Annotated in this window: 19 protein-coding genes, 1 tRNA gene and 1 pseudogene; 15 read left to right on the top strand and 6 right to left on the bottom strand. The window is 58.9% G+C overall.

The features are described from left to right. Nucleotides 1–77: 77 nt before the first annotated feature. On the bottom strand, nucleotides 78–704 hold the full coding sequence (locus OA90_RS17870; protein WP_068415386.1) for a LysE family translocator: 627 nt from the start codon (nucleotides 702–704) through the stop codon (nucleotides 78–80). A gap of 214 nt (nucleotides 705–918) precedes the next feature. Here OA90_RS17870 and OA90_RS17865 point away from each other — a divergent pair, with 214 nt between their 5' ends. The 4 genes from OA90_RS17865 (at nucleotide 919) to OA90_RS17850 (ending at nucleotide 6328) form a co-directional block, all read left to right on the top strand. Beyond that, nucleotides 919–1884 carry a TAXI family TRAP transporter solute-binding subunit gene (locus OA90_RS17865; protein WP_068415055.1) on the top strand — a complete coding sequence of 322 codons (966 nt, stop codon included), beginning with the start codon at nucleotides 919–921 and terminating at the stop codon, nucleotides 1882–1884. 176 nt (nucleotides 1885–2060) lie between these two features. Next, nucleotides 2061–2924 carry a glutathione-dependent disulfide-bond oxidoreductase gene (gene yghU / locus OA90_RS17860; protein ID WP_068415052.1) on the top strand — a complete coding sequence of 288 codons (864 nt, stop codon included), beginning with the start codon at nucleotides 2061–2063 and terminating at the stop codon, nucleotides 2922–2924. A gap of 373 nt (nucleotides 2925–3297) precedes the next feature. Continuing rightward, on the top strand, nucleotides 3298–4881 hold the full coding sequence (locus OA90_RS17855) for a Re/Si-specific NAD(P)(+) transhydrogenase subunit alpha (protein WP_068415049.1): 1584 nt from the start codon (nucleotides 3298–3300) through the stop codon (nucleotides 4879–4881). Between the two features lie 13 nt (nucleotides 4882–4894). After that, on the top strand, nucleotides 4895–6328 hold the full coding sequence (locus OA90_RS17850; protein WP_068415046.1) for an NAD(P)(+) transhydrogenase (Re/Si-specific) subunit beta: 1434 nt from the start codon (nucleotides 4895–4897) through the stop codon (nucleotides 6326–6328). A gap of 154 nt (nucleotides 6329–6482) precedes the next feature. On the opposite strand, the gene OA90_RS17845 is transcribed toward OA90_RS17850, so the two are convergent. Then, nucleotides 6483–7253 (bottom strand): GntR family transcriptional regulator, encoded by a 771-nt coding sequence (locus OA90_RS17845; RefSeq protein ID WP_082837126.1) that lies wholly within the window; start codon nucleotides 7251–7253, stop codon nucleotides 6483–6485. A gap of 236 nt (nucleotides 7254–7489) precedes the next feature. Between OA90_RS17845 and OA90_RS17840 the strand changes: the two genes are divergently transcribed. The 7 genes from OA90_RS17840 to OA90_RS17810 all read left to right on the top strand — a co-directional run bounded on the left by OA90_RS17840 (nucleotide 7490) and on the right by OA90_RS17810 (nucleotide 16623). Beyond that, nucleotides 7490–8467, top strand: coding sequence for a sialic acid TRAP transporter substrate-binding protein SiaP (locus tag OA90_RS17840; protein ID WP_068415043.1), 978 nt, complete (start codon nucleotides 7490–7492; stop codon nucleotides 8465–8467). Then, nucleotides 8464–9072 carry a TRAP transporter small permease gene (locus tag OA90_RS17835; RefSeq protein WP_082837125.1) on the top strand — a complete coding sequence of 203 codons (609 nt, stop codon included), beginning with the start codon at nucleotides 8464–8466 and terminating at the stop codon, nucleotides 9070–9072. The genes OA90_RS17840 and OA90_RS17835 overlap by 4 nt, the downstream gene beginning before the upstream one ends. A 12-nt stretch (nucleotides 9073–9084) precedes the next feature. Next, nucleotides 9085–10362, top strand: coding sequence for a TRAP transporter large permease (locus tag OA90_RS17830; protein WP_068415040.1), 1278 nt, complete (start codon nucleotides 9085–9087; stop codon nucleotides 10360–10362). Between the two features lie 719 nt (nucleotides 10363–11081). Continuing rightward, on the top strand, nucleotides 11082–12368 hold the full coding sequence (locus OA90_RS17825; protein ID WP_068415037.1) for a DegT/DnrJ/EryC1/StrS family aminotransferase: 1287 nt from the start codon (nucleotides 11082–11084) through the stop codon (nucleotides 12366–12368). 11 nt (nucleotides 12369–12379) lie between these two features. Then, nucleotides 12380–13870: a GMC family oxidoreductase gene (locus tag OA90_RS17820; RefSeq protein WP_068415034.1), complete on the top strand. Its 1491-nt coding sequence runs from the start codon at nucleotides 12380–12382 to the stop codon at nucleotides 13868–13870. Between the two features lie 18 nt (nucleotides 13871–13888). Further along, a complete protein-coding gene (locus OA90_RS17815; RefSeq protein ID WP_068415031.1) occupies nucleotides 13889–15226 on the top strand; it encodes a sugar porter family MFS transporter in 1338 nt (445 codons plus the stop codon). Then, entirely contained in the window at nucleotides 15223–16623 is a 1401-nt protein-coding gene (locus OA90_RS17810) for a sugar porter family MFS transporter (RefSeq protein ID WP_082837123.1), read from the top strand. Before OA90_RS17815 ends, OA90_RS17810 begins: the two co-directional genes overlap by 4 nt. Before the next feature lie 69 nt (nucleotides 16624–16692). Here OA90_RS17810 and OA90_RS17805 read toward each other — a convergent pair whose 3' ends face one another. Continuing rightward, nucleotides 16693–17049 (bottom strand): MerR family transcriptional regulator, encoded by a 357-nt coding sequence (locus OA90_RS17805; protein ID WP_068415027.1) that lies wholly within the window; start codon nucleotides 17047–17049, stop codon nucleotides 16693–16695. A gap of 83 nt (nucleotides 17050–17132) precedes the next feature. Between OA90_RS17805 and OA90_RS17800 the strand changes: the two genes are divergently transcribed. After that, entirely contained in the window at nucleotides 17133–17921 is a 789-nt protein-coding gene (locus OA90_RS17800; protein ID WP_068415024.1) for an alpha/beta hydrolase, read from the top strand. A gap of 170 nt (nucleotides 17922–18091) precedes the next feature. On the opposite strand, the gene OA90_RS17795 is transcribed toward OA90_RS17800, so the two are convergent. Then, nucleotides 18092–18181 (bottom strand) — tRNA-Ser (locus OA90_RS17795). Nucleotides 18182–18286: 105 nt separating this feature from the next. On the opposite strand from OA90_RS17795, the gene OA90_RS17790 reads away from it, so the two are divergent. Together OA90_RS17790 and OA90_RS17785 are read left to right on the top strand one after the other, a co-directional pair. Then, nucleotides 18287–18511 carry a hypothetical protein gene (locus tag OA90_RS17790; RefSeq protein WP_068415021.1) on the top strand — a complete coding sequence of 75 codons (225 nt, stop codon included), beginning with the start codon at nucleotides 18287–18289 and terminating at the stop codon, nucleotides 18509–18511. A gap of 45 nt (nucleotides 18512–18556) precedes the next feature. Continuing rightward, the gene (locus OA90_RS17785) at nucleotides 18557–18805 is read left to right on the top strand and encodes a hypothetical protein (protein WP_068415376.1); all 249 of its coding nucleotides are present in this window, start codon (nucleotides 18557–18559) and stop codon (nucleotides 18803–18805) included. Nucleotides 18806–18835: 30 nt separating this feature from the next. Here the strand turns inward: OA90_RS17785 and OA90_RS17780 are convergent, their stop codons facing one another. Next, nucleotides 18836–19723, bottom strand: a complete 888-nt coding sequence (locus OA90_RS17780; RefSeq protein WP_244274665.1) for an IS110 family transposase — start codon at nucleotides 19721–19723, stop codon at nucleotides 18836–18838. Nucleotides 19724–20154: 431 nt separating this feature from the next. Between OA90_RS17780 and OA90_RS28625 the strand changes: the two are divergent. Next, nucleotides 20155–20259: pseudogene (locus OA90_RS28625) on the top strand (IS630 family transposase); the annotation flags it as partial. A gap of 222 nt (nucleotides 20260–20481) precedes the next feature. On the opposite strand, the gene OA90_RS17770 reads toward OA90_RS28625, so the two are convergent. Continuing rightward, nucleotides 20482–20760: transposase (locus OA90_RS17770; RefSeq protein ID WP_199823691.1), on the bottom strand; the 279-nt coding region annotated here is incomplete at its 5' end.

The raw sequence follows: 20760 nt of genomic DNA, 5'->3' as shown, positions 1-20760 counted from the left end.
GCCCGTTCGGCCCGACAACATGCGCATCCGGCCCCTGCCGTTCTCGCGGCAGGGGCTTCTCGTTGCGTGCCGCCCGCTCAGCGCTCGGCAACAGCCAGCCGGAGCGCCAGGCCGACAAAAACCAGGCCTGCAAGCCGGTTGAGCCGGACCTGCGCTTTCGGAGATCGCTTCAGGAACGCGCCAAGCATTCCTCCCCCCAACGCGACGCCACCGAACACAAGAATCGTGGCCACAATAAAGAACGCGCCGAAGATGAGGACCTGCAAGGGAACGGACCCGCGCGCCGGGTCGGCGAATTGCGGCAGGAAGGCCAGGAAGAATATCGCGACCTTCGGGTTGCTCACATTCATCACGATCCCGCGGCGGTAGAGCGTCCATGCCGGCAAGACGGGACCGTTGCCACCGGAAATTTCTGTTTTTCCGGCCCGGAAGGCCTGAAACGCAAGGTAAAGCAAATAGCCTGCCCCGGCGAATTTCAGCATCGTGAATGCAAGTTCGGAGGTCTGAAAGATGGCCGCAACCCCGAGCGCGACTGCAATTGTATGTACGATCAGACCGGTACAAAGACCCAGCGTGACGATCAAACCAGCAAAACGGCCATAAAGCGCCGACTGGGTCAGAACGAAAATATTGTCCGGCCCCGGAGCAACACCCAACGCAACGGCAGCAGCAAAAAAAACAGTCAGGACGTCGAACGGAATCACTGATTTGCTCCCCAATTGCCAGCCTGATCTTTGGAACGCCGCACCATCAAGGTCAAGTCCGGCCACAAGACCGGTGTCAGGCAGAACGCCGACTTTTCATCACGCTACGTCAAGTCCGCAAGTCAAACTCATCAATATTAGCGCTTGTCGCGCCTTGATCGGATATGCTGATGTGAATCCGGGTAGTGGGCCCATGCCAAGGAAGCCTGAACGCATGAAATTGAAACTGAAATTTCCAGGTGCCTTTCTGGCCGCTTTTTTCGCCCTTGCCGGCGCTGCGTCCGCGCAGCAGTTCGTGACGTTCGGAACCGCCGGCGTAACCGGCGTCTATTATCCGGCAGGCGGCGCCATTTGCCGCCTTGTCAACCTTGGCCGCAAGGATCACGGCACCCGCTGTCTGGTCGAAGCCACTGGTGGATCCGTTCAGAATGTAAATGCCATCCGCGACAACACGCTCGACTTCGCCATCGTGCAATCCGACATTCAGGCAGCGAGCCTGCAGGGTAGCGGATCATTCGCCGCCGAAGGGCCCGACACCGAGTTGCGTTCGCTCTTTTCCCTGCATGCGGAACCGATGCATCTGATGGCCCGCGCCAAGGCCGGCATCAAAAGCCCTGAAGATCTGAAGGGCAAGGACGTCAATATCGGCAATCCCGGGTCCGGTACGCTTGTCATGGCGGATCTGCTCCTGAAATATAGCGGCCTTTCCTCCGATGACCTTTCGTTGGCTGCCGATCTGAGTTCCACAGAACAGGTCCCTGCCCTTTGTAACGATAAGCTGGACGCCAGTATCTGGGTCGCAGGCTTGCCGAACGCATCCACCCAGGAAGCAGTCTCCACATGCGATGTCAGGCTGGTCCCGATTGCCGGCGATGCGATAGACAAGTTGCTTGCCGAGAACCCGGCCTATTCGGCGGCTGTCATTCCAGGTGGACTATATCAGGGCAATCCGGACGATGTGCCCACCTGGGGCCCCAGAGCGACCGTCGTGACCTCCGCAAGAATGCCCGAAGAGGTCGTTTACACGATCGTTGCCGCTGTCTTCGACAATTTGGAAGATTTCAAGAAGTTGCATCCGGCGCTCGACCGGCTCACGCCGCAGGAGATGATCCAGGAAGGACTGACCGCCGATCTTCATCCGGGCGCGCTTAAATACTACCGGGAGCAAGGCTGGCTTTAGGATACGGAATTGTGACCTCAGGATCGTCCGGATAGCGTAATTTTATGAGTTTACGCCCTAGGCAAATCGGGCCGGCCATACTATCTGATCGTAATATTGCGATGGTTCGCGCGGAATTATTTGCGTGAAATCGCGCAGGCACGTTCAAGTCAATCCGGTTCTGGAGCATTTTCCCCATGAGTGACGCAACCTACACCCCGCCCAAGGTCTGGACCTGGGAACAGCCGAACGGCGGCCAGTTCGCCAGCATCAACCGGCCGATTTCCGGAGCAACCCATGATAAGGACCTGCCGGTGGGCAAGCACCCGCTGCAGCTTTATTCTCTCGGGACACCGAACGGGGTCAAGGTGACCATCATGCTCGAGGAGCTTCTGGCACGCGGCCATAAGGGCGCCGAGTATGACGCATGGCTGATCAACATTGGTGAGGGAGACCAGTTCTCCAGCGGTTTTGTCGCCGCCAACCCGAACTCGAAAATCCCGGCTCTGGTCGACCGCAGCTCCGACAAGCCTGCCCGCGTGTTCGAATCCGGTTCCATCCTGCTCTATCTGGCAGAAAAATTCGGCGAGTTCCTGCCGACGGATCCCGCGGCCCGCACGGAAATGATGAACTGGCTATTCTGGCAGATGGGTTCGGCCCCTTACATCGGCGGCGGCTTCGGCCATTTCTATGCCTATGCACCGGAAAAGTACCAGTACCCCATCGACCGCTTCACCATGGAAGCGAAGCGCCAGATGGACGTCCTCGACAAGGCACTGGGCGAACGCCCCTATATCGCCGGTGACGAGTACACCATCGCCGATATCGCCATTTTCCCATGGTACGGCGGCCTTGTGCTCGGCCGTGCCTATAATGCCGGGGAATTCCTGACGGTCCACGAATACAGGAACCTTCTGGCCTGGGCGCAAAAGATCGACGCACGTCCCGCGGTGGTGCGCGGCCGCAAGGTTAACCGTGTGACCGAAGACAAGTCCGAAGGCGTCGCGGAACGCCACGATGCTGCGGATCTGGATGCAACTATCGACACCGCGGCCGAATAACCGGAGACCAGAGGCGGCTGCTTGCATTGGCAGCCGCTTTTTTTTGCACAAACGAAGCATTGGAATGCGAGCAAACCGCCCGGTTTCCGCACGACTTGGACGGAAAACACTAAAACATTCTCCCTTTCGAGTATTTGGCGGCGACGTGAACGCAAAGGCGCACGGCAATGCTCCATTTGAGCCGGCCAACATTCTGCGGCAAAAAGCTGCTTTCTCTGATCCGGCTCGAAATACCGTCCGAAACATCGTTCAACACACCTTGTCATAGGTAGAATTTTCGTCTCTATATTCGCAGCGCGCTTGTGGGGGGTCCGCAATTTGTTCGACCCTCCTGTCCAAAGGCCACGCCTGCGTCACCATCTTGGAGCGACATATGCCAGAAGCCCTAAAAATCGGCACACCAAAGGAAACCTTCCCCGGAGAGGCCCGCGTGGCAATGACCCCGGACTCAGCAAAGCAGCTACAAAAGCTCGGCTACAGCTGCCTTATCCAGAGCGGCGCGGGAGCCGCAGCCGGTTTTTCCGACAAGGCGTATGAAGACGCCGGCGTCGAGGTCATCAAGACCGCTGCAAGCCTCTGGAAGAAATCCGACATCGTCACCAAGGTGCGCCAGCCCGACGAAAAGGAAACGCGTCACCTTACCAAGGGTAAGACGCTGATTTCATTCTTCAATCCTGGTGGCAACGAAGAAGGTATGGAAGCCGCGAAGGCCAAGGGTGCCAACGTGATCGCCATGGAAATGGTGCCGCGGATCTCGCGTGCCCAGAAGATGGACGCACTCAGCTCCATGGCCAACATCGCCGGCTACCGCGCCGTGATCGAGGCCGGCAACAATTTCGGCCGCTTCTTTACCGGACAGATTACCGCCGCCGGCAAGGTTCCCCCGGCGAAAGTGCTCGTCGTCGGCGCCGGCGTGGCCGGACTTGCCGCCATCGGCACCGCCACGTCGCTTGGTGCCGTGACCTATGCTTTCGACGTGCGCCCGGAGGTGGCCGAGCAGGTCGAATCCATGGGTGCCGAGTTTGTCTATCTGGATTTTGAGGAAGAGCAGCAGGACGGCGCTGCCTCCGGCGGCTATGCCAGCGTCTCCTCGCCGGAATTCCGCGAGGCCCAACTCGCCAAGTTCCGTGAGCTCGCTCCGGAAATGGACATCGTCATCACCACGGCACTGATCCCGAATCGCCCGGCTCCGAAACTTTGGCTGGAAGACATGATCGCAGCCATGAAGCCCGGCTCGGTGATCGTCGATCTGGCGGCAGAACGCGGCGGCAACGCGGAAGGCACGGTGCCCGACGAGAAGGTGGTCACCGCCAACGGTGTCACCATCGTCGGCTATACCGACTTCCCTTCGCGCATGGCCTCCCAGGCGTCCACCCTCTACGCTACCAACATCCGCCACATGCTGAGCGACCTGACCCCGGAAAAAGACGGGCAGATCGTCCATAACATGGAAGACGACGTCATTCGCGGCGCGACGGTCACCTATCAGGGTGAAATCACCTTCCCGCCGCCGCCGCCGAAAGTTCAGGCGATTGCGGCCAAGCCCAAGGAAAAGTCGAAGGAACTGACACCGGAGGAGACGCGCGCCCAGGAGGCCGCCGCCTTCAAGGCACAGACAAAACAGCAGGTGTCCCTGCTTGTCGGTGGCGGGTTGCTGTTGCTGCTCGTTGGTCTGATCGCCCCTGCCAGCTTCATGCAGCATTTCATCGTCTTCGTGCTGGCCGTCTTCGTCGGCTTCCAGGTGATCTGGAATGTCAGCCATTCGCTGCACACACCGCTCATGGCGGTGACCAACGCCATTTCGTCGATCATCATCCTCGGTGCGATGATGCAGATCGGGTCCGGGTCCTTCCTGGTGATCCTGCTGGCGGGTCTCTCCGTCTTCATGGCCGGGATCAACATCTTCGGCGGTTTCCTTGTCACCAGGCGCATGCTTGCCATGTTCCAGAAATCCTAAAGGAGGCCGAGCGATGGAATTCGGTTTCACGACGGCTGCCTATGTGGTTGCAGCTGTACTGTTCATCCTGTCACTGGGCGGTCTTTCGGGGCAGGAAAGCGCGAAACGCGCGGTCTGGTACGGCATTGCCGGCATGGCGCTGGCGGTTGTCGCCACGCTGATTGGCCCGGGCTCCGGCCTGTGGCTCCTGTCGGTTGTGCTGATCGCTGGTGGCGGGATCATCGGTTATTACGTCGCACAACGCGTGCAGATGACCGAGATGCCTCAGTTGGTGGCAGCGATGCACTCGCTGGTGGGTCTGGCCGCCGTTTTCGTCGGCTTCAACGCCTACATCGAGCTCGGCCGGGTCCTCTCCATGAGCTCTGAAGAGCGCGAGGCGCTGGAAGGGTTCGCGGCGATCCTGGCGCACAAGAGCCCGGTCGAACAGTCGATCCTCAAGGTCGAGGTCTTCCTCGGTGTGTTCATCGGTGCGATCACCTTCACCGGATCGGTTGTCGCCTTCGGCAAACTCGCCGGCAAGATCACCTCCAAGGCGGAGAAACTGCCGGGCGGTCACATGCTGAATGCCGGCGCGGGTATCCTCAGCCTGATCCTGCTGATCCTGTTCCTGAACGGCGCGGGCATCTGGACGCTCATCCTGATGACGCTGCTGGCTTTCTTCATCGGCTATCACCTGATCATGGGCATCGGCGGCGCCGACATGCCGGTGGTGGTGTCGATGCTGAACTCCTATTCGGGCTGGGCCGCGGCGGCCATCGGCTTCTCGCTCGGCAACGATCTGCTGATTGTCGTCGGCGCCCTGGTCGGCTCCTCCGGTGCGATCCTCAGCTACATCATGTGCAAGGCGATGAACCGCTCGTTCGTCTCAGTCATCCTGGGCGGTTTCGGCAACACCACGGGCCCTGCCATGGAAGTTGAAGGCGAACAGATCGCCATCGATGCGGACGGCGTGATCACCGCCCTAGAAGACGCAGACAGCGTCATCATCGTTCCCGGCTATGGCATGGCCGTCGCGCAGGCGCAGCAGTCGGTCAGTGAACTGACCAAACGCATGCGCGGCAAGGGCAAGAATGTCCGCTTCGCGATCCACCCGGTCGCCGGACGCCTGCCCGGCCACATGAACGTGCTTCTGGCGGAAGCCAAGGTGCCCTACGACATCGTCATGGAGATGGACGAGATCAATGACGACTTTCCCGATACGGATGTCGTCATCGTCATCGGCTCCAACGACATCGTCAATCCGGCGGCCCAGGAAGACCCGAACTCGCCCATCGCCGGCATGCCGGTTCTGGAAGTCTGGAAAGCAAAGCAGGTCTTCGTTTCCAAGCGCGGCCAGGGCACGGGTTATTCCGGCATCGAGAATCCGCTGTTCTACAAGGAAAACACGCGGATGTTCTACGGCGACGCCAAGGCCAGCCTCGACAAGCTTCTGACCCAGATCAGCTAACGGGAAGCCACCGCAGATGACAAGAAAGGCCACTCCGGGCGACCGGGATGGCCTTTTTTCGTCTCCCTTGCGGTAGCACCCCTTCAGCCCGTTCCCGCGCTTTCCAAGGCCAGGTACCAAGACCAACGGCCGGACACATGGATCTCGGCAGATGTTATTTCTTGTCGAACAGGAAATAATCCGGCCACAGGTCCCGGAACGTCCCGATGTCGATCCGCAGCTTGTTGAGATGATTGTTCATGGCGGCCACGGCCGCATCCGCGTCGCCACTCTCGATGGCGTCGAGGACGGCTGCGTGTTCGGCAACGATCAACGCCATTCTGCCTTTTTGCGGCAGCGTCAACCGGCGATAGCGTTCGACCTGCAGCCTGATCTTTTCGATCATGGACCAGATACCGGGATAGCCGCTCGCGGCAGCCACACCGGCGTGAAAGGCGTTGTCCGCGTCATGGAACGCCTGTTCGTCACCGGCAGCGCACAGTTCGTATTCGCGCTGAATGATAGCCCGAAGCTCCATGATCTGGCTCTTGCTGGCTTTCGCTGTCGCCTCGCGGACACAAGCCCCTTCCAGCGCCTTGCGGGCGACAATCGCCTCATGCAGGACGGCAACCGGTATGCGGGCGACAAAGGTCCCTGACTTCGGGATGACATCCACCAGCTGTTCTTCGGCCAGTCTGAGGATCGCTTCGCGAACCGGGGTCCGGCTGATTCCATATCTTTCCGTGATCTCTTTTTCGACGAGCGGCGTTCCCGGCGTCAACGTGACGTCGACAATCGCATCGCGCAGATCGCGATAGACGATCTCCGAGTTTCGCGTCGCCTGTCCGGCATGCCTGTCAGGTGCCCCGCGCGGCGGCGAATTCGGCGCCCTCTGCTTGCGCACCTTCAATTCGGTGGAAGACCTTTCATTCAACGATACGGCCATCACTTCTCCTGAAACCAGCCGGCTAAAAGTTTTCGGCAACACTTGAGAGCCACGAGAACCGGCGGTTTCTCTAGGTATTTCCCAAGAGGGCGTAGCAGTTCGCGGCCGGTCTGACCAGATCGAATTCGTTTGCATTCCGTAAATATGTCATATACGTAAAATATCTTGTATACTAGTTATGCAAGAATTGGCCAGGCGAGCGGAGGAGTTCGGCTCCGGCCATCGGGAGGACAAATATGTTTGGAAAAAAGGTGACGCGGGGCCTTCTGGCTGCCGCTATGACGGTGACCCTTGCCGGTCAGGCCCTGGCGGCGGATCTGAAATGGGCGCATGTCTACGAGGAAGGCTCCAGCTACCACAAGTGGGCGCTCTGGGCGGCGGAACAGATCAATGAAAAGACCGACGGGCGGGTATCCATTTCCGTCTACCCGGCCTCATCGCTCGGCAAGGAAGCGGAGATCAACGAAGGCCTGACCATCGGCTCTGTCGACATGATCTATACCGGACCGAACTTCGCGGAACGCGACTATGGTCCTATCGCCATATCCGACTACCCCTTCATGCTGAAGGATTACGACCACTGGAAAGCCTATCGCGACAGCGATCTCTTCACGGATCTATCCGACGGCTACAAGGACGCCACCGGTCATACGGTCATGGGCATCACCTGGTACGGCTACCGCCACGTGACCTCCAAGTTTCCGATCACCGAACCGGCGGACATGGAAGGCCTGAAAATCCGCGTTCCGGATTCGCCGCTGATGGTGCTGTTCCCCAATGCTGTCGGCGCAAATCCGACCCCGATCGCGTTCTCGGAAGTCTACCTCGCGCTGCAGCAGGGTGTCGTGGACGCCCAGGAAAATCCGCTTCCGACGATCAAGTTCAAGAAGTTCTACGAAGTCCAGTCGAACATCAATCTGACCGGTCATATCGGTAACTCGCTGATCGTCGTGGTCTCCGAGAACGCCATGGGCCAGCTGGGCGATGACGCCGCGACCGTCGATGCCGTCATCAAGGACGCCCTGGCGCAGAACGCTGAAGAAATCTACCAGTCCGAACAGGATCTGGTGCAGTGGTTCCGAGATGAAGGTATCCAGATCAACGATGTCGACAAGGCGGCCTTCCAGGCAGCTGTCGCGCCCATCCTGACGGATGAATCGAAAGTGCCTTATACCCAGGAACATTACGAGCGGATGCAGGCCCTCGCTCAATGAACCAGGAGACCGAAGCGGCGGCGGAAACGAACGACCCCGCCGCTGCCGAAACGCGGAAAGGGCGCACTTCAGGTGCGCCCGGTCTGCTGCAGTTCGAGGATCGGGAGACCGACCTCAGCAGCCTGAGATGGATCGACGGCCCGGGCATCTTCGTTTTCTGGGTTCTGGCCGTCGTCGTATTCCTGCAATTCTTCACCCGCTACGTCCTGAACGATTCCCTGGCCTGGACCGAGGAAGTGGCACGCTATCTTCTGATCCTGGTCTGTTTCCTGGGATCGATCACGGCGACGCGGCGCGGGTCCCACATCACACTGGAATTCCTGATGCGCATGGTGCCTCCAGCAGCCGCGAAGGCGCTTACCGTGCTGTCGCAGGCAATCACGCTGGGATTTTTCAGCGCCATGACCTGGATCGGCATCGAGCTGACCCAGAAGACCCGGCAAAAAATGATCTCCCTGCCCATCCCGAAGGCCTGGATCTACACAATCTGCGTGATCGCGCTCGGCGTCATGGCGTTCTACTCGGCCATCTGGCTGTGGCGCCGGCTGCGCCAGACGCCGGATGAAGTCGTGCGTTCGCTGGACGCGCACCTGCCCACCGATTGAAGTTAAGACCGCATGGCCATTGTGCTCATGATCCTGTTTCTGTTTGCTCTGATGATCATCGGCGTGCCGGTCGCCGCCGCCCTGGCGCTGGCCTCCCTGGCGTTTATCGTCTTTGAGGGAATGCCGCCGATGATCGTGCTGGCAAACATGGTCAACGGTATCAATTCCTTTCCGCTGATCGCGGTGCCGTTTTTCATCCTGGCCGGCAACCTTATGAATTCGGCAGGCATCACAACCCGCATCTTCGCCTTCGCACGGGCCACCGTCGGCTGGATGCACGGCGGTCTGGGACACGTCAATGTGGGTGCGAGCGTCATCTTCGCGGGCATGTCGGGCGCGGCTGTGGCCGATGCCGGCGGGCTGGGGAACATCGAGATCAAGGCGATGCGCGATTCCGGCTACGACACGGATTTCGCCGTCGGCATCACGGCGGCCTCGTCCACCATCGGGCCGATCATCCCGCCTTCCCTGCCGCTGGTCATCTATGGCGTCATTGCGGATGCGTCCATCGGCCAGCTGTTCATGGCGGGTATCGTGCCCGGCCTGATGATGGCGTTGGCGCTGATGGCCATGGTCGCCTGGTACTCGCGCCGCCGTAATTACCCGCGCGACCAGGCGTTCGTTCTGGGACGCTTCGGACGCACTTTCCTCGACGCGTTGCTGCCGTTGATGACACCGGCGATCATCATCGGCGGTATCATGTTCGGCATATTCACGCCGACGGAAGCGGCCATCGCCGCCGTCGCATGGTGTCTCTTTCTCGGTGTCGGTGTCTACCGCACACTGAACTGGAAGAAGATCCTCAAGGTCTCGTTCGAAACAGTGGAGACCACGTCCGCGATCATGCTCATCGTCGCAGCCTCCACGATCTTCGCGTGGATCCTGACGGCCAACCAGACCGCCAGGCAGTTTTCGGAAGTCATGGTAGCCCTGACGGACAACAAGGTGGCGCTGCTTCTGATCATCACCATGATCATTCTGGTCATCGGACTTTTCATGGAGACCATTGCGGCGATCACCATCCTGACACCGGTTTTGCTGCCGGTCGCCGTCAGCCTTGGCATCGATCCGGTGCATTTCGGCATCATCATGATCCTCAATCTGATGATCGGGCTGCTGACACCACCGGTGGGCATGGTGCTTTACGTTCTGTCGAAGGTGGCCCATGTGCCTTTCGAGCGATGTGTGACAGCAACCGCCCCGTTCCTGATCCCGTTGGTGACTGTCCTGCTCCTGCTCACCTTCGTGCCGGCGTTCTCCATGTGGTTGCCGACAATGATCTATCGCTAGAGACAGACCCGCTCAGCGCCCTGGCACGGGTGCGTATGAGCTTCCGGATCAGGAGAATTCGACCGTGTTCCTTCAATTGCCGGTGACCTGATCCTCGCCGAAGCGCCTTTTCTTCAGCGCCCGTTTAGTTGCAATGATTCGCAAACACGGGTCCGGACCGGTCCGGCGAGCGAGGGCCGCTATCCCGGCCCGCGTGACCGCGTTCTCCACCAAAAGTCGTCCTTCCTGGGCGTGAAACTCATTGCGTGTAGGGATATATTAATCTTTAAAGCATTATTTTTGCTGAGATATTTTGACTGACCTATTCGGTATTCTCAAATGCGCTTTCTGCTTTCAGATAGCTAAAATTAAGTCGTTTGCGTTTTGAGTTGTTTGAGAAAACCGGGGTTAGGGTTTTTGACATATCGGGAGAAAAGCTGGACTATTCCGGCAAGGTGCTGCTCCGGTGGGCAGCTCCCACTCCCTGTTTGAAGCGCCAGCGCCCTGCAGCACCGGGCGATGGCGAAATCGGGGAGGCTGCGCTGCAACCGGCTGATGGGGGAACATCGGCTCGCCGGTTAGCGCCACTTACCGTTCGTACGCCTGACATACAAACGGACCCAAGGTCCAACGGAGCAGGTGACGACACCTGTCTCGCCTGAATGAACGCGGGTGATTGCACCCCGCAAAACCCATAGGGAGGACCTCGCCAGGTGCCTGTATCAGCTCGAGAACAAAAATTGGCCATCGATGGCGGAACACCAGTCCGCACGTCTCCCCTGCCCTGGGAGCTTCCCGGTGCGCATTGGATAGGCGACGAAGAACGCGAACTGGTCGACCGGGTTCTGCGCTCGCAGAGCCCTTTCCGGTTCTATGGCATCGATCCTCAATACATGGTGGAGACCCTTGAGCAGGAGTGGTGTGAGACCTATGGGCACAAACACGCGCTGGCCGTTTCGTCCGGAACGGCTGCCTTGTCCATCGCCCTTTCCGCGCTTGAGGTCGGCCCGGGTGACGAAGTTCTGGTCGCCGGATACATGTGGGTGAGTTGCATGTCCGCCATTGTGCGGGCGGGGGCCATTCCGCGGCTGGTCGACATCGACGACACATTCTGCATGGACGTCAAGGATCTCAGAAGCAAGATCAATTCCCGCAGCCGGGCCATCTTGCTGGTTCACATGAGCGGCGCTCCCGGACATGTTGCGGACATCGCCGAGCTTGCGCGCGAGCACGGGCTTGGGCTGATTGAGGATTGCGCGCAGGCCGCAGGTGCGAGCCAGAACGGAACACCCGTTGGCCGTTTCGGCGACATCGCCACGTTCAGCTTTCAGATGAACAAGAACATGACGTCCGGCGATGGCGGAATGATCGTCTGCAAGGATGAGGACCTGTTCCGCCGGATCGTTGCCATGCACGATCTTGGCTACGCCCGCAACGACGCCGGCCGTTTCGATCCGGAGGATGAAACCTGCCAGTTCTGGGGTATCGGCGCACGCATGTCGGATCTGACCGGCGCGATGGCACTGGCGCAATCGCGCAAGTTGGGCGGGATCACCGGAGCCATGCGCAGTGCAAAATGGCGCATTCGCGAAGCCCTGTCCGCGTATCCCGAAATTCGGTTACGCAATGTCATCGATCCGGAAGGCGACAGCGGTCCCTTCTTGATCATGACCTTCGAGGATGCGGACATGTGCTCGCGCTTCATGGCTGCCGTAAAGGCAGAGGGAATCCACGGACCGGAAGGGTCGCTGAGCTGCCTGCCCATGCGCGACTGGGGGCTGCACTGGTATTTCAACATTCCCAGTCTGACGGAAAAGCGATCAAACACCCGGGACGGTTTCCCCTGGTCGCACCCGGACAACGCCTTTGCATCGCAGATCAACTACCACCGTGGGCTTCTGCCGGTGTGTGACGACCTGCACGACCGCTCCGGACTGCTGTCGATCGCCTCCATCCTGAGCGATGCGGATGTCGACGACATCATCCGTGCATTCCACAAAGTTGCTGCCGCCTATTTCAATCGCTGAGGCTTAAATCCATGAAATCTCTGTCTTCGGTCCTGACCTCCGACCTGTTTTCCATCGCAAAAGCCACAACAAGTATCGACGTCCTGATCGTGGGATCGGGGACGGCGGGCGTCACCAGTGCCATAGAGCTGGCCAACAAGGGCCTGTCCGTCGTGATCCTTGAGGCCGGGCCATTCGTGCTTCCGAGCCATGTCGGTTCCACCCCTTTCCGCAGCCGCAGCGATCTGACGCCGCAGATCCACAATCTTGTGCGTTACAGAACCGCCTGGACGGATCGCGCCGATTTCGACGAAACCGTGTCTCCGCCCCTGAACAGCGACGCATGGTCGACGGTCGGCGGCAGGACGCTGTTCTGGGGTGGCTGCACCCCGCGCTTTACGGAATGGGATTTCGCCGACTGGCCCGTCACCTACGACGAGTTCGAGCCCTACTACCGGAAGGCCGAGAACCTGATGCACGTCTCCGGGCCCAACACGGACCGGCCGGCCTTTTTCCGGGGTGAGGCGCAGCAGGGATTTCTCGACCGCCTGAATGACGCGGGAATTGAAGCCGTGCACGCCTCGACCGGCGTCGATACCCAGGAGCCCCGTAACGGCTATATGCCACGCGGCTTCGACAGTTCTTCCGACCGTCTGATCCGCAGCGGGCTTCTGGCCCGCGATGTGGAGCGCGGACGGATCGTTCTGGTTCCCGACGCGATCGCCGAGCGGGTCGACCATGACGGCAACACGGTCACCGGCCTGATCGTCAAGGGAACCGGCGATGAAAAGCGTTTCAGGCTGGTCGCCCGGCACTACACATTTGCCGGTGGCGCGATCCAGTCGACCCGTCTGGCCCTGGCGTCGGGTCTGAAGGACCTGCATCCGGATGTCGGCACCCACATCGCCGATCACCAGTTCATCCAGGGACTGTTCAAACTGCGCAAGCCGCTGAAAGAGCCGATCTACGCCTTTATCCCGCCGACCAAGGAACGCCCCTATCACATCCAGATCCAGGGGCCGTTCGCCGAAACCTGGTACACCCCCTATCATGCCACCGTCTGGCTCGATTGCGACCCCGACGGCCTGTATCTTCTGGCCTATTGCTTCGGTGTCGGGGAATCCTCGGAAACAAATGAAGTCGTACTGACCAAAGGCCAGGGAGACGGCCCCGGAGACATGGGCCAATACGCGGTCATTGCCGACCGCAGCGACGGCGACAAGCGTATCCTGAGCGAAATGGACGCCTTCCTGCCGCAAGTCGCCGAAGCCCTCGACGCGGAGCTATTGCGAACCCAGGTCAATCCGCTGGGAGCAGCCCTGCACGAGATTGGCGGGCTGCGCATGTCACAAGAAGAAGATGCCGGGGTGACCAACTCCTTCGGTCAGTTCTGGCGCCTGCCCAACCTGTCTGTCGCCGATGCGGCCGCATGGCCGTCACAGGGGTCGGCCAACAGCTATCTCACGATCACTGCATGGTCTCTGCGCCATGCCGAAGGCGTCTACGCGCGCTTGTCGGCCTGAACCCGAAGGATGACTTGAATGCTCTTACGATTGGTTTCCCTGGCCGCGCTGTTCGGCCTGTTGTTCGGCTTCGATGAAGGTGTGATCGCCGGGGCTCTTCCCCTGATCACCAAGACTTTCGACATCTCGGCGACCGGTGAAGGCTTCATGACGGCCGCGGTCCCGTTGGGGGCTGTCGCCGGAGCTATCCTGGCGGCGATGTATGCCGACAGTCTTGGGCGGCGCAAGGTGCTGATACTGTGCTCGGTCCTGTTCGCGATCGGCGCGGTCGCGGCCGGTTTGGCCACGGGCCTGGAGTTTCTCGTCGCCGCGCGTCTGTTGCTGGGTGTTGCCATCGGGGCATCCGCCCTGGCGGCCCCGATGTTCCTGGCCGAGCTCGCCCCGGCGAAATACAGGGGCGCGGTGGTTTCGGCCTTTCAGTTGATGATCACGGTCGGCATTCTTTCGTCCTATCTTCTGGATCTGGTCCTTGAACCGCTTGGTGCGTGGAGATGGATGCTGGCGCTCGGTGCGGTACCTGCACTGGTTTCCCTGATCGGAATAGCCCTGTCGCCCGAGAGCCCCCGCTGGCTGGCCATGAACGGTTCACATGACAAGGCAATCAAGGTCATCGGCCTTGTTCAGCCGGATCTGTCCAAGGAAGAGGCCACTCATGTCGTCACTGAGATCGAGCGCACGCAAGCGTCCGGAGTCGCCGAACCGGGCTGGAGCGCATTCCTGACCGAAAACGTCCGGCCGCTGGTGATTTTCACCATCGCAGCCTTTGTTTTCCAGCAGGTCAGTGGCATCAATGCCGTTATCTATTATGCTCCGATTATCATGAAACATGCCGGTTTCGACGGTTCCAGCACCCAGTTGGCCGCTACCGTCGGTATCGGCGTGGTGAACGTTCTGATGACAATCGTCGCCATGTTCATCGTCGACCGTTTTGGCCGCCGCCCCCTGCTGATTCTGGGCTTCATCGGCACCGCGCTCAGCCTTGCGGTGATCGCCTACGCCATGCAGGCCGACAAGCCCGAGCTGGCGCCACTGGCCCTGGCCGGTCTGTTTGCCTATATCGCCTTCTTCGCGGTCAGCCTGGGGCCGTTGCCGTGGCTGTATATGTCCGAATTGTTCCCGCTGGCGCTGCGCAGCCGGGGCATGGCCATGGCCTCGGTCGCGAACTGGAGCTGCAACTTCATCGTGGTGTTTTCGTTCCCGGTGGTTCTGGCTCATTTCGGCGCGGTGGCAACCTTCGCTCTGTTCGGAATTTTCTGCACCCTTGGGGCGATTTTCTCCTGGTTCTACGCTCCTGAAACCAAGGGCGTCAGTCTTGAAGAGATCGAAATGCGCCACAGCCCCGCCGCGGCGGCATGACACTCACTCAAGTCACCGGCACGCGGCTCTACCTGGCGGTAGGCCGCGTGTCCTTCCTGACAATTTGCGCAGGCCTGCTGTTCGGCTACAGCACGGCCAGCATTGCGGGATGGCTGGACGAAATCGGCCGCGAATTCTCCCTCGGCACCGGGGGCAAGGAATATGTGACCGTTTCGCTGGTGTTCTGCTGCTTTCTGGGAGCAATCGCCGCCGGCCCGCTGGCGCGCGCATTCGGGCGGCGGATCACGCTGCTGGCGGCCTTCGGGCTTGCGGCCGCCGGGTACGGCCTCACCCTCACCCATCCCGATCTGCCCGGACTGATCGCCGCGCGCGTTCTGATCGGTCTGGCTGTGGGTTTGTCTTCCATGGCAGGACCGATGTACGCGGGTGAAGCGACACCGGCCCGGTTTCGCGGAAGTGTCGTTTCCCTGTTCCAGCTCGCCGTCACCATGGGGATACTGGCCGCCTATACCGTCCCGCTTCTGATAGATGACCCGGCTGCATGGGCCCATGGCATAGGCGTTGGTGGCGTGATCGCCGTGGCGGGATTTGCCGCACTGCTGATGGTGCCGGAAAGCCCGGTCTGGCTGGCGAGGGTCGGGCGACATCCCGAGGCGGAATCTGTTTCCGCATCCCTTGGCCTTGAACGGGTTCCCGTCGCAGAAGGGTCCGCACGGCCGGCATTGTCCCTCTGGAAAACACTGCGCATCGGATCGACCCCGGCTGTCCTGACCTTGTGCTGTGGCCTGTTCATTCTGCAGAACCTGAGCGGCATCGACGGAATTCTTTATTATGCCCCGGCGATCTTCGTCGACCTGGGCTTCTCGCCGGGAACGGCCGCCCTCGGCGCCACTTTCGGCCTCGGCCTGATCAATCTGATTGCAACTGTCGTCGCCATCGCAACGGTCGACAGGCTGGGGCGCAGGCCACTTGCCATCTTCGGATCCCTCATCATGGTCATCGGCCTTCTCGGCGTTGTCGCGGCCCAGGTCTGGTCCCTGCCCATTCTCGGCCTGATCGCCCTGTGCGTCTATATCGGCGCCTTTGCCGTCAGCCTCGGCCCCCTTCCCTATGTCCTCATGTCCGAACTGGTTCCCTCGACCATCCGGGAAACCGGGATCTCGGTCGCCTCGGCCACCAGTTGGCTGTTCAACGCGCTGATTGCCTTCGTCTTCCTGAGCGGTGTCTCCTCCATCGGGCTTGACGGAGTCTTCCTGATCTTCGCGGCGGTCTGTGTCTGCTCGCTGGTCATTTCGCTTGTCTGGTTGCCGGAAACCAAATCCAGAAACCTCGCGACAATCGAAAGCAACGTCATCGCCGGAATTCCCCTGCGCCAGTTGGGCGATGCCAACCAGGGACATGCGCCCGTTCAGGATGCCAGCTCCCCACTCAGGTGAGCGGCTGGCATTTCTCGCGGAACGCTCTCATCTCTTGGTCAAATAGGTTCTTATTTATCGGGCTTGCTATTAAGCCTCTGCGCGCATCTCTTTGTAGTATCCGTCCAATATTTTGCGGCTTTTACGATATTTGGCGACACGCGCGTCAAGCTCCCTAATTTCCTGCTCCATCGCCGACATTAAATCCGGGCAAGGATGCAGGATTGGTCCTTCGCTCCGCAAACAAGGCAAAAAACGGCGTATGAAATCGAGCTTCAATCCGGCCTCGCTCAAGATACGAATTGTTTTCACGACCTGTTCATCCTCGCGGCTATAGTCGCGATATCCGGAGGCGCGGCGCGTTGGGCTGATTAATTGTTCGTCCTCATAGTAGCGCAACATCCTCGCCGAGACATTTGTGCGTTTGGACAATTCGCCAATTTTCATAGCGTTCTCGATCCATCTTGACTCTGACAGTACTGTCAAGGTTTATACCTGTTGGCACCGCGAGACAACCAAGGAGTTGAGCAGTGCATTTCACGACATTTGACGGTGTAAACGTCGGTTACCGCCAAGAGGGAACTGGTCCGGCAGTGGTGCTGGTACATGGCACCGGCGGGGATGGTGCGGGGAACTGGGGCGGCATCTCAAAGGAACTGTCGAAAGACTACACCGTTGTTCGTCCTGATTACACCGGGTCGGGTGAAACCGGGGATGACGGGCGCGAGCTGACGGTGGAGTATCTGGCGTCTCAGATATTGGCGGTCGTCGATCATGTCGGCGTCGACAGCTTCGCCATTGTTGGTTTTTCGCTTGGTGCTGCCATTTCAGTCCGTATTGCAGCAGATCACCCCGAACGGATAAGTAACCTCATTCTGATTGCCGGATTTGCGAGGTTGGATCCCCGCCTGAAGATCCAGTTCGAACTTTGGCGTGACCTGATCGCATCGGAACGTGAAGCGATGGCCAAGCTCGTTTTACTGACGGGCATCAGTCCGGATGCCCTGTCTTCATGGGGCTTTGAGGGTGTTGATGAAGCCATGCGGGAGACAGTTGAAACGCAAGCCTGGCTTGGCATGGCCCGTCAGGTCGAAGTCGATCTGACGCTGGACGTCGGTGATGCTGTAAAGAAAATAGTCACCCCGACTTTGGTGATTGGCGCAACCCACGACCACATGGTGCCCCCCGCGCATTCGAGGTCGCTTGCGGCGTCCATAAAGGGCGCATCCTATGTTGAATTGCCTACTGGCCATCTGGCGCCCATGGAACGGCCAGACCTGACGGCAAGCGAGATTAGAAACTTTTTGTCCAAGGTCTAATCGGTGCTGACGCGGGAAGTCTTGCATTCACCAAGGTCCACACAGCGACCGTCCGTTGGAGCACATCCTCCCAAGGGACCAATCTAAACCTGCAAGCTGATTTCAGCACACTCGGTCTGGCGTCCCATGGCAAGGAAGCTGTTCCAGAAACACTACTGCTTTATGAAAAATGGCGGAGAGGAAGGGATTCGAACCCTCGAGACCCTTCCGGGCCTACTCCCTTAGCAGGGGAGCGCCTTCGACCACTCGGCCACCTCTCCGGTTCGTTCCGTTTACGAACAAAAGCCCTGAGCTTCAAGGCTTTTTTTGCCCCTGAATGTTTTTTCCACTGCACCCGACCTCGCAACTTCTTGTAAGAACACGCAGTGAACAAACAGGGATTTACAGCAGTCTTCCTGCAAAACCCCGACAGTTTCACCCGCGTTTGTTCCCACATTTCGTACCAGCAAGGTGCAGCCTTGAGCCACTTTTGGGATACCATCGGCAAGGCTGCCATGCTGAGAGGCATGGCGGTCATGATCATTGCCATGGCAGGCATGGGTACTGTTCTATGCCCCGATGATCACAGGCAAAGAGACGAAATTCATTGATTTTTAACGTGAAAATTGCTGAATAGCACTATGATTGTGAGCATAATGAATACCGCAATCAAAATTCTAGCGACTGTCAACGCGCCTTACGGCGTGGATATGACTGCGGACGCTAATACGAACATAAACAGCGTTGATAGCTTTAACGCCCCTGTATTTTCATTCTTTTCGGAAGTCTCCCCTGCTCTGCAGATGGAGTTCATCAACGAAATGGGTGTAGATAAGGGCGCTGCGGCTGCCGTTGCTGCAGGTTTCCAAGAGCTTGCCGGTTACGACCTGCCTCTCGCAGCTTAATCTTGAACACTCCTAGAGTATCCGTTTTGATCAAGCTGGCTTTTGTGTCCACGTTCTGTTTTGCTTGATGAGAGTGTTTGCGAGTTCTATGAGCTTTCGCATGATGGCGGTTAAGGCGACTTTTTCCGGTTTTCTTTCTCTTCTCATGGCTTTGTATTTTGCCGCCATGTCCGGATTGAATTTGCTAGTGACAAGGGCGGGCATATAAAGGGCGTCGCGCAGGAATTTTCGCCCGCCTTGAATGAATGCCGTGCCACGCCATTGTCCTGACTGTCGGGTCATTGGCGCCAGGCCGGCCAGGCTGGCGATTTGCTTGCGCCCGAGCGAGCCGATCTCAGGACATTCGATTAGGATCGCAGCGGCTGTGGTTGAGCCTATCCCCGGAATGGACTTGAGGATGTCGAGCGCGCGTGGCCGGTCCTGTTCAATCCGCGTTTCGATCTCGCCGTCAATGGCTTTCAACTGCCGTTCAATCTGGGCCAGCCGGGCCTTGGTCTGGCGGCGGGTTAAGGCGAGAATTTGGGTCTTGAGCCGGTTCTTGAGACGGGTCCGGTCCTTGATGAGCGCCGTGCGCTCTATCTGCAGCTCTTTGAGTTCATAGTGCTCCTTGCTGACAACTGGGTCCGGTTCCATGTCAAGCGTTGCGCCCATTGCCGCCAGCATGGCCGCATCCACCTTGTCGGTCTTGGCCCGCAGTCCACACGCCTGAGCGAAGCGGCGCGCCTGAAGCGGGTTGATTTTGTGAAGCGGCAACTGACCGGAAAACGCCAGCTCGAACGCACTATGATACGCGCCAGTCGCCTCATAGACGACAAGCTCAGGCAGGCCGGCGCCGAGCCAGCGTTTGAGGGCCACAAATCCCTCCCGGTCATTGGTAAAGCGGGTGCTCTTGTCTGCCCGCGGCCAGGCAACGTCCAAATGGTTTTTTTAAATATCAATCCCGATGCTATCCTTCGTCATCTTCGCTGTCCTATGCTTGTCATGCAGAGCCTTACAGTTGCTGCGTATCCGTTCAGGCCCAAGGCGAAGACGGCAACGGATCAAACTCTAGCACGGTTCCCAACGACCAAGCCTTTCGCGATCCCGCTTCCGCCAGTGCTGGCCATGTGGAGTGGCCTGCACTGGCTCATTCTGAACTCATGAGCCGAAAAAATCATAAGACAAGCTTTTCCGATCACGTGGAATCGAAATAGGATTCACATCGTGCGTAAGATCTGATTCATATGTGGACGCCCCCTATGGCAAGAGCTGTTTTTGTCTTGTTGCGGTGATCGGTTGCTTTCATATGTGCGGCATACGTTTGCCACTGGCCCTGATGGAAATCCGCCGGGGAGGTCCCTGATCAAGCTGGCGCGATGAATGGCGCAGCCTTTCTGGCTTATGTCGAACAGGTACTGGTACCATCCCTATCGCCGGGTGACATCGTGGTCATGGATAACCTGCCTGCTCACAAACCCTCGGCCGTAACGAGCATCCGCCGGAGGCTTTTAAAAAAGACTTCCCTGCAGAACTCAGTGCCCAGCTTGGTCCCCAACTAATCTCAAGACTTCAAAGCGAATGAACAACCTTCTTGGAATCCACACCTAGCATACACGGATAGATGCACTTAAATCGAGCGCAAAACCGTGATTTTTGCGACCCGAGCTTCGGATCAGTGTAATACCAAACGACAAAATTCAGGACCGATGCGCCCAGTCACGCATTCCGATTGACATGATTTTCCATGGCTGATCGATGAGCGTGTTCCAGGCCCGGCAGCACAGGTCGACGATCTGGTCGTAGTCCTTGAAGACCCGGTTTGAGAGCCAGTTTTCTCGCATGTACTGCCATAGGTTTTCGACAGGATTGAGTTCGGGAGATCGGGGTGGCAAAGGCAAGAGTGTGATGTTGTCCGGGATGGCGAGCTTGTTTGACGTGTGCCATCCGGCCTGATCAAGGATGACCACGCCATGGGC

It is taken from the genome of Labrenzia sp. OB1 (assembly GCF_001624695.1).
GTDB lineage: Bacteria > Pseudomonadota > Alphaproteobacteria > Rhizobiales > Stappiaceae > Roseibium.
Note: the sequence above shows the minus strand (reverse complement) of the source record. Positions and strands in the feature narration are given on the sequence as shown.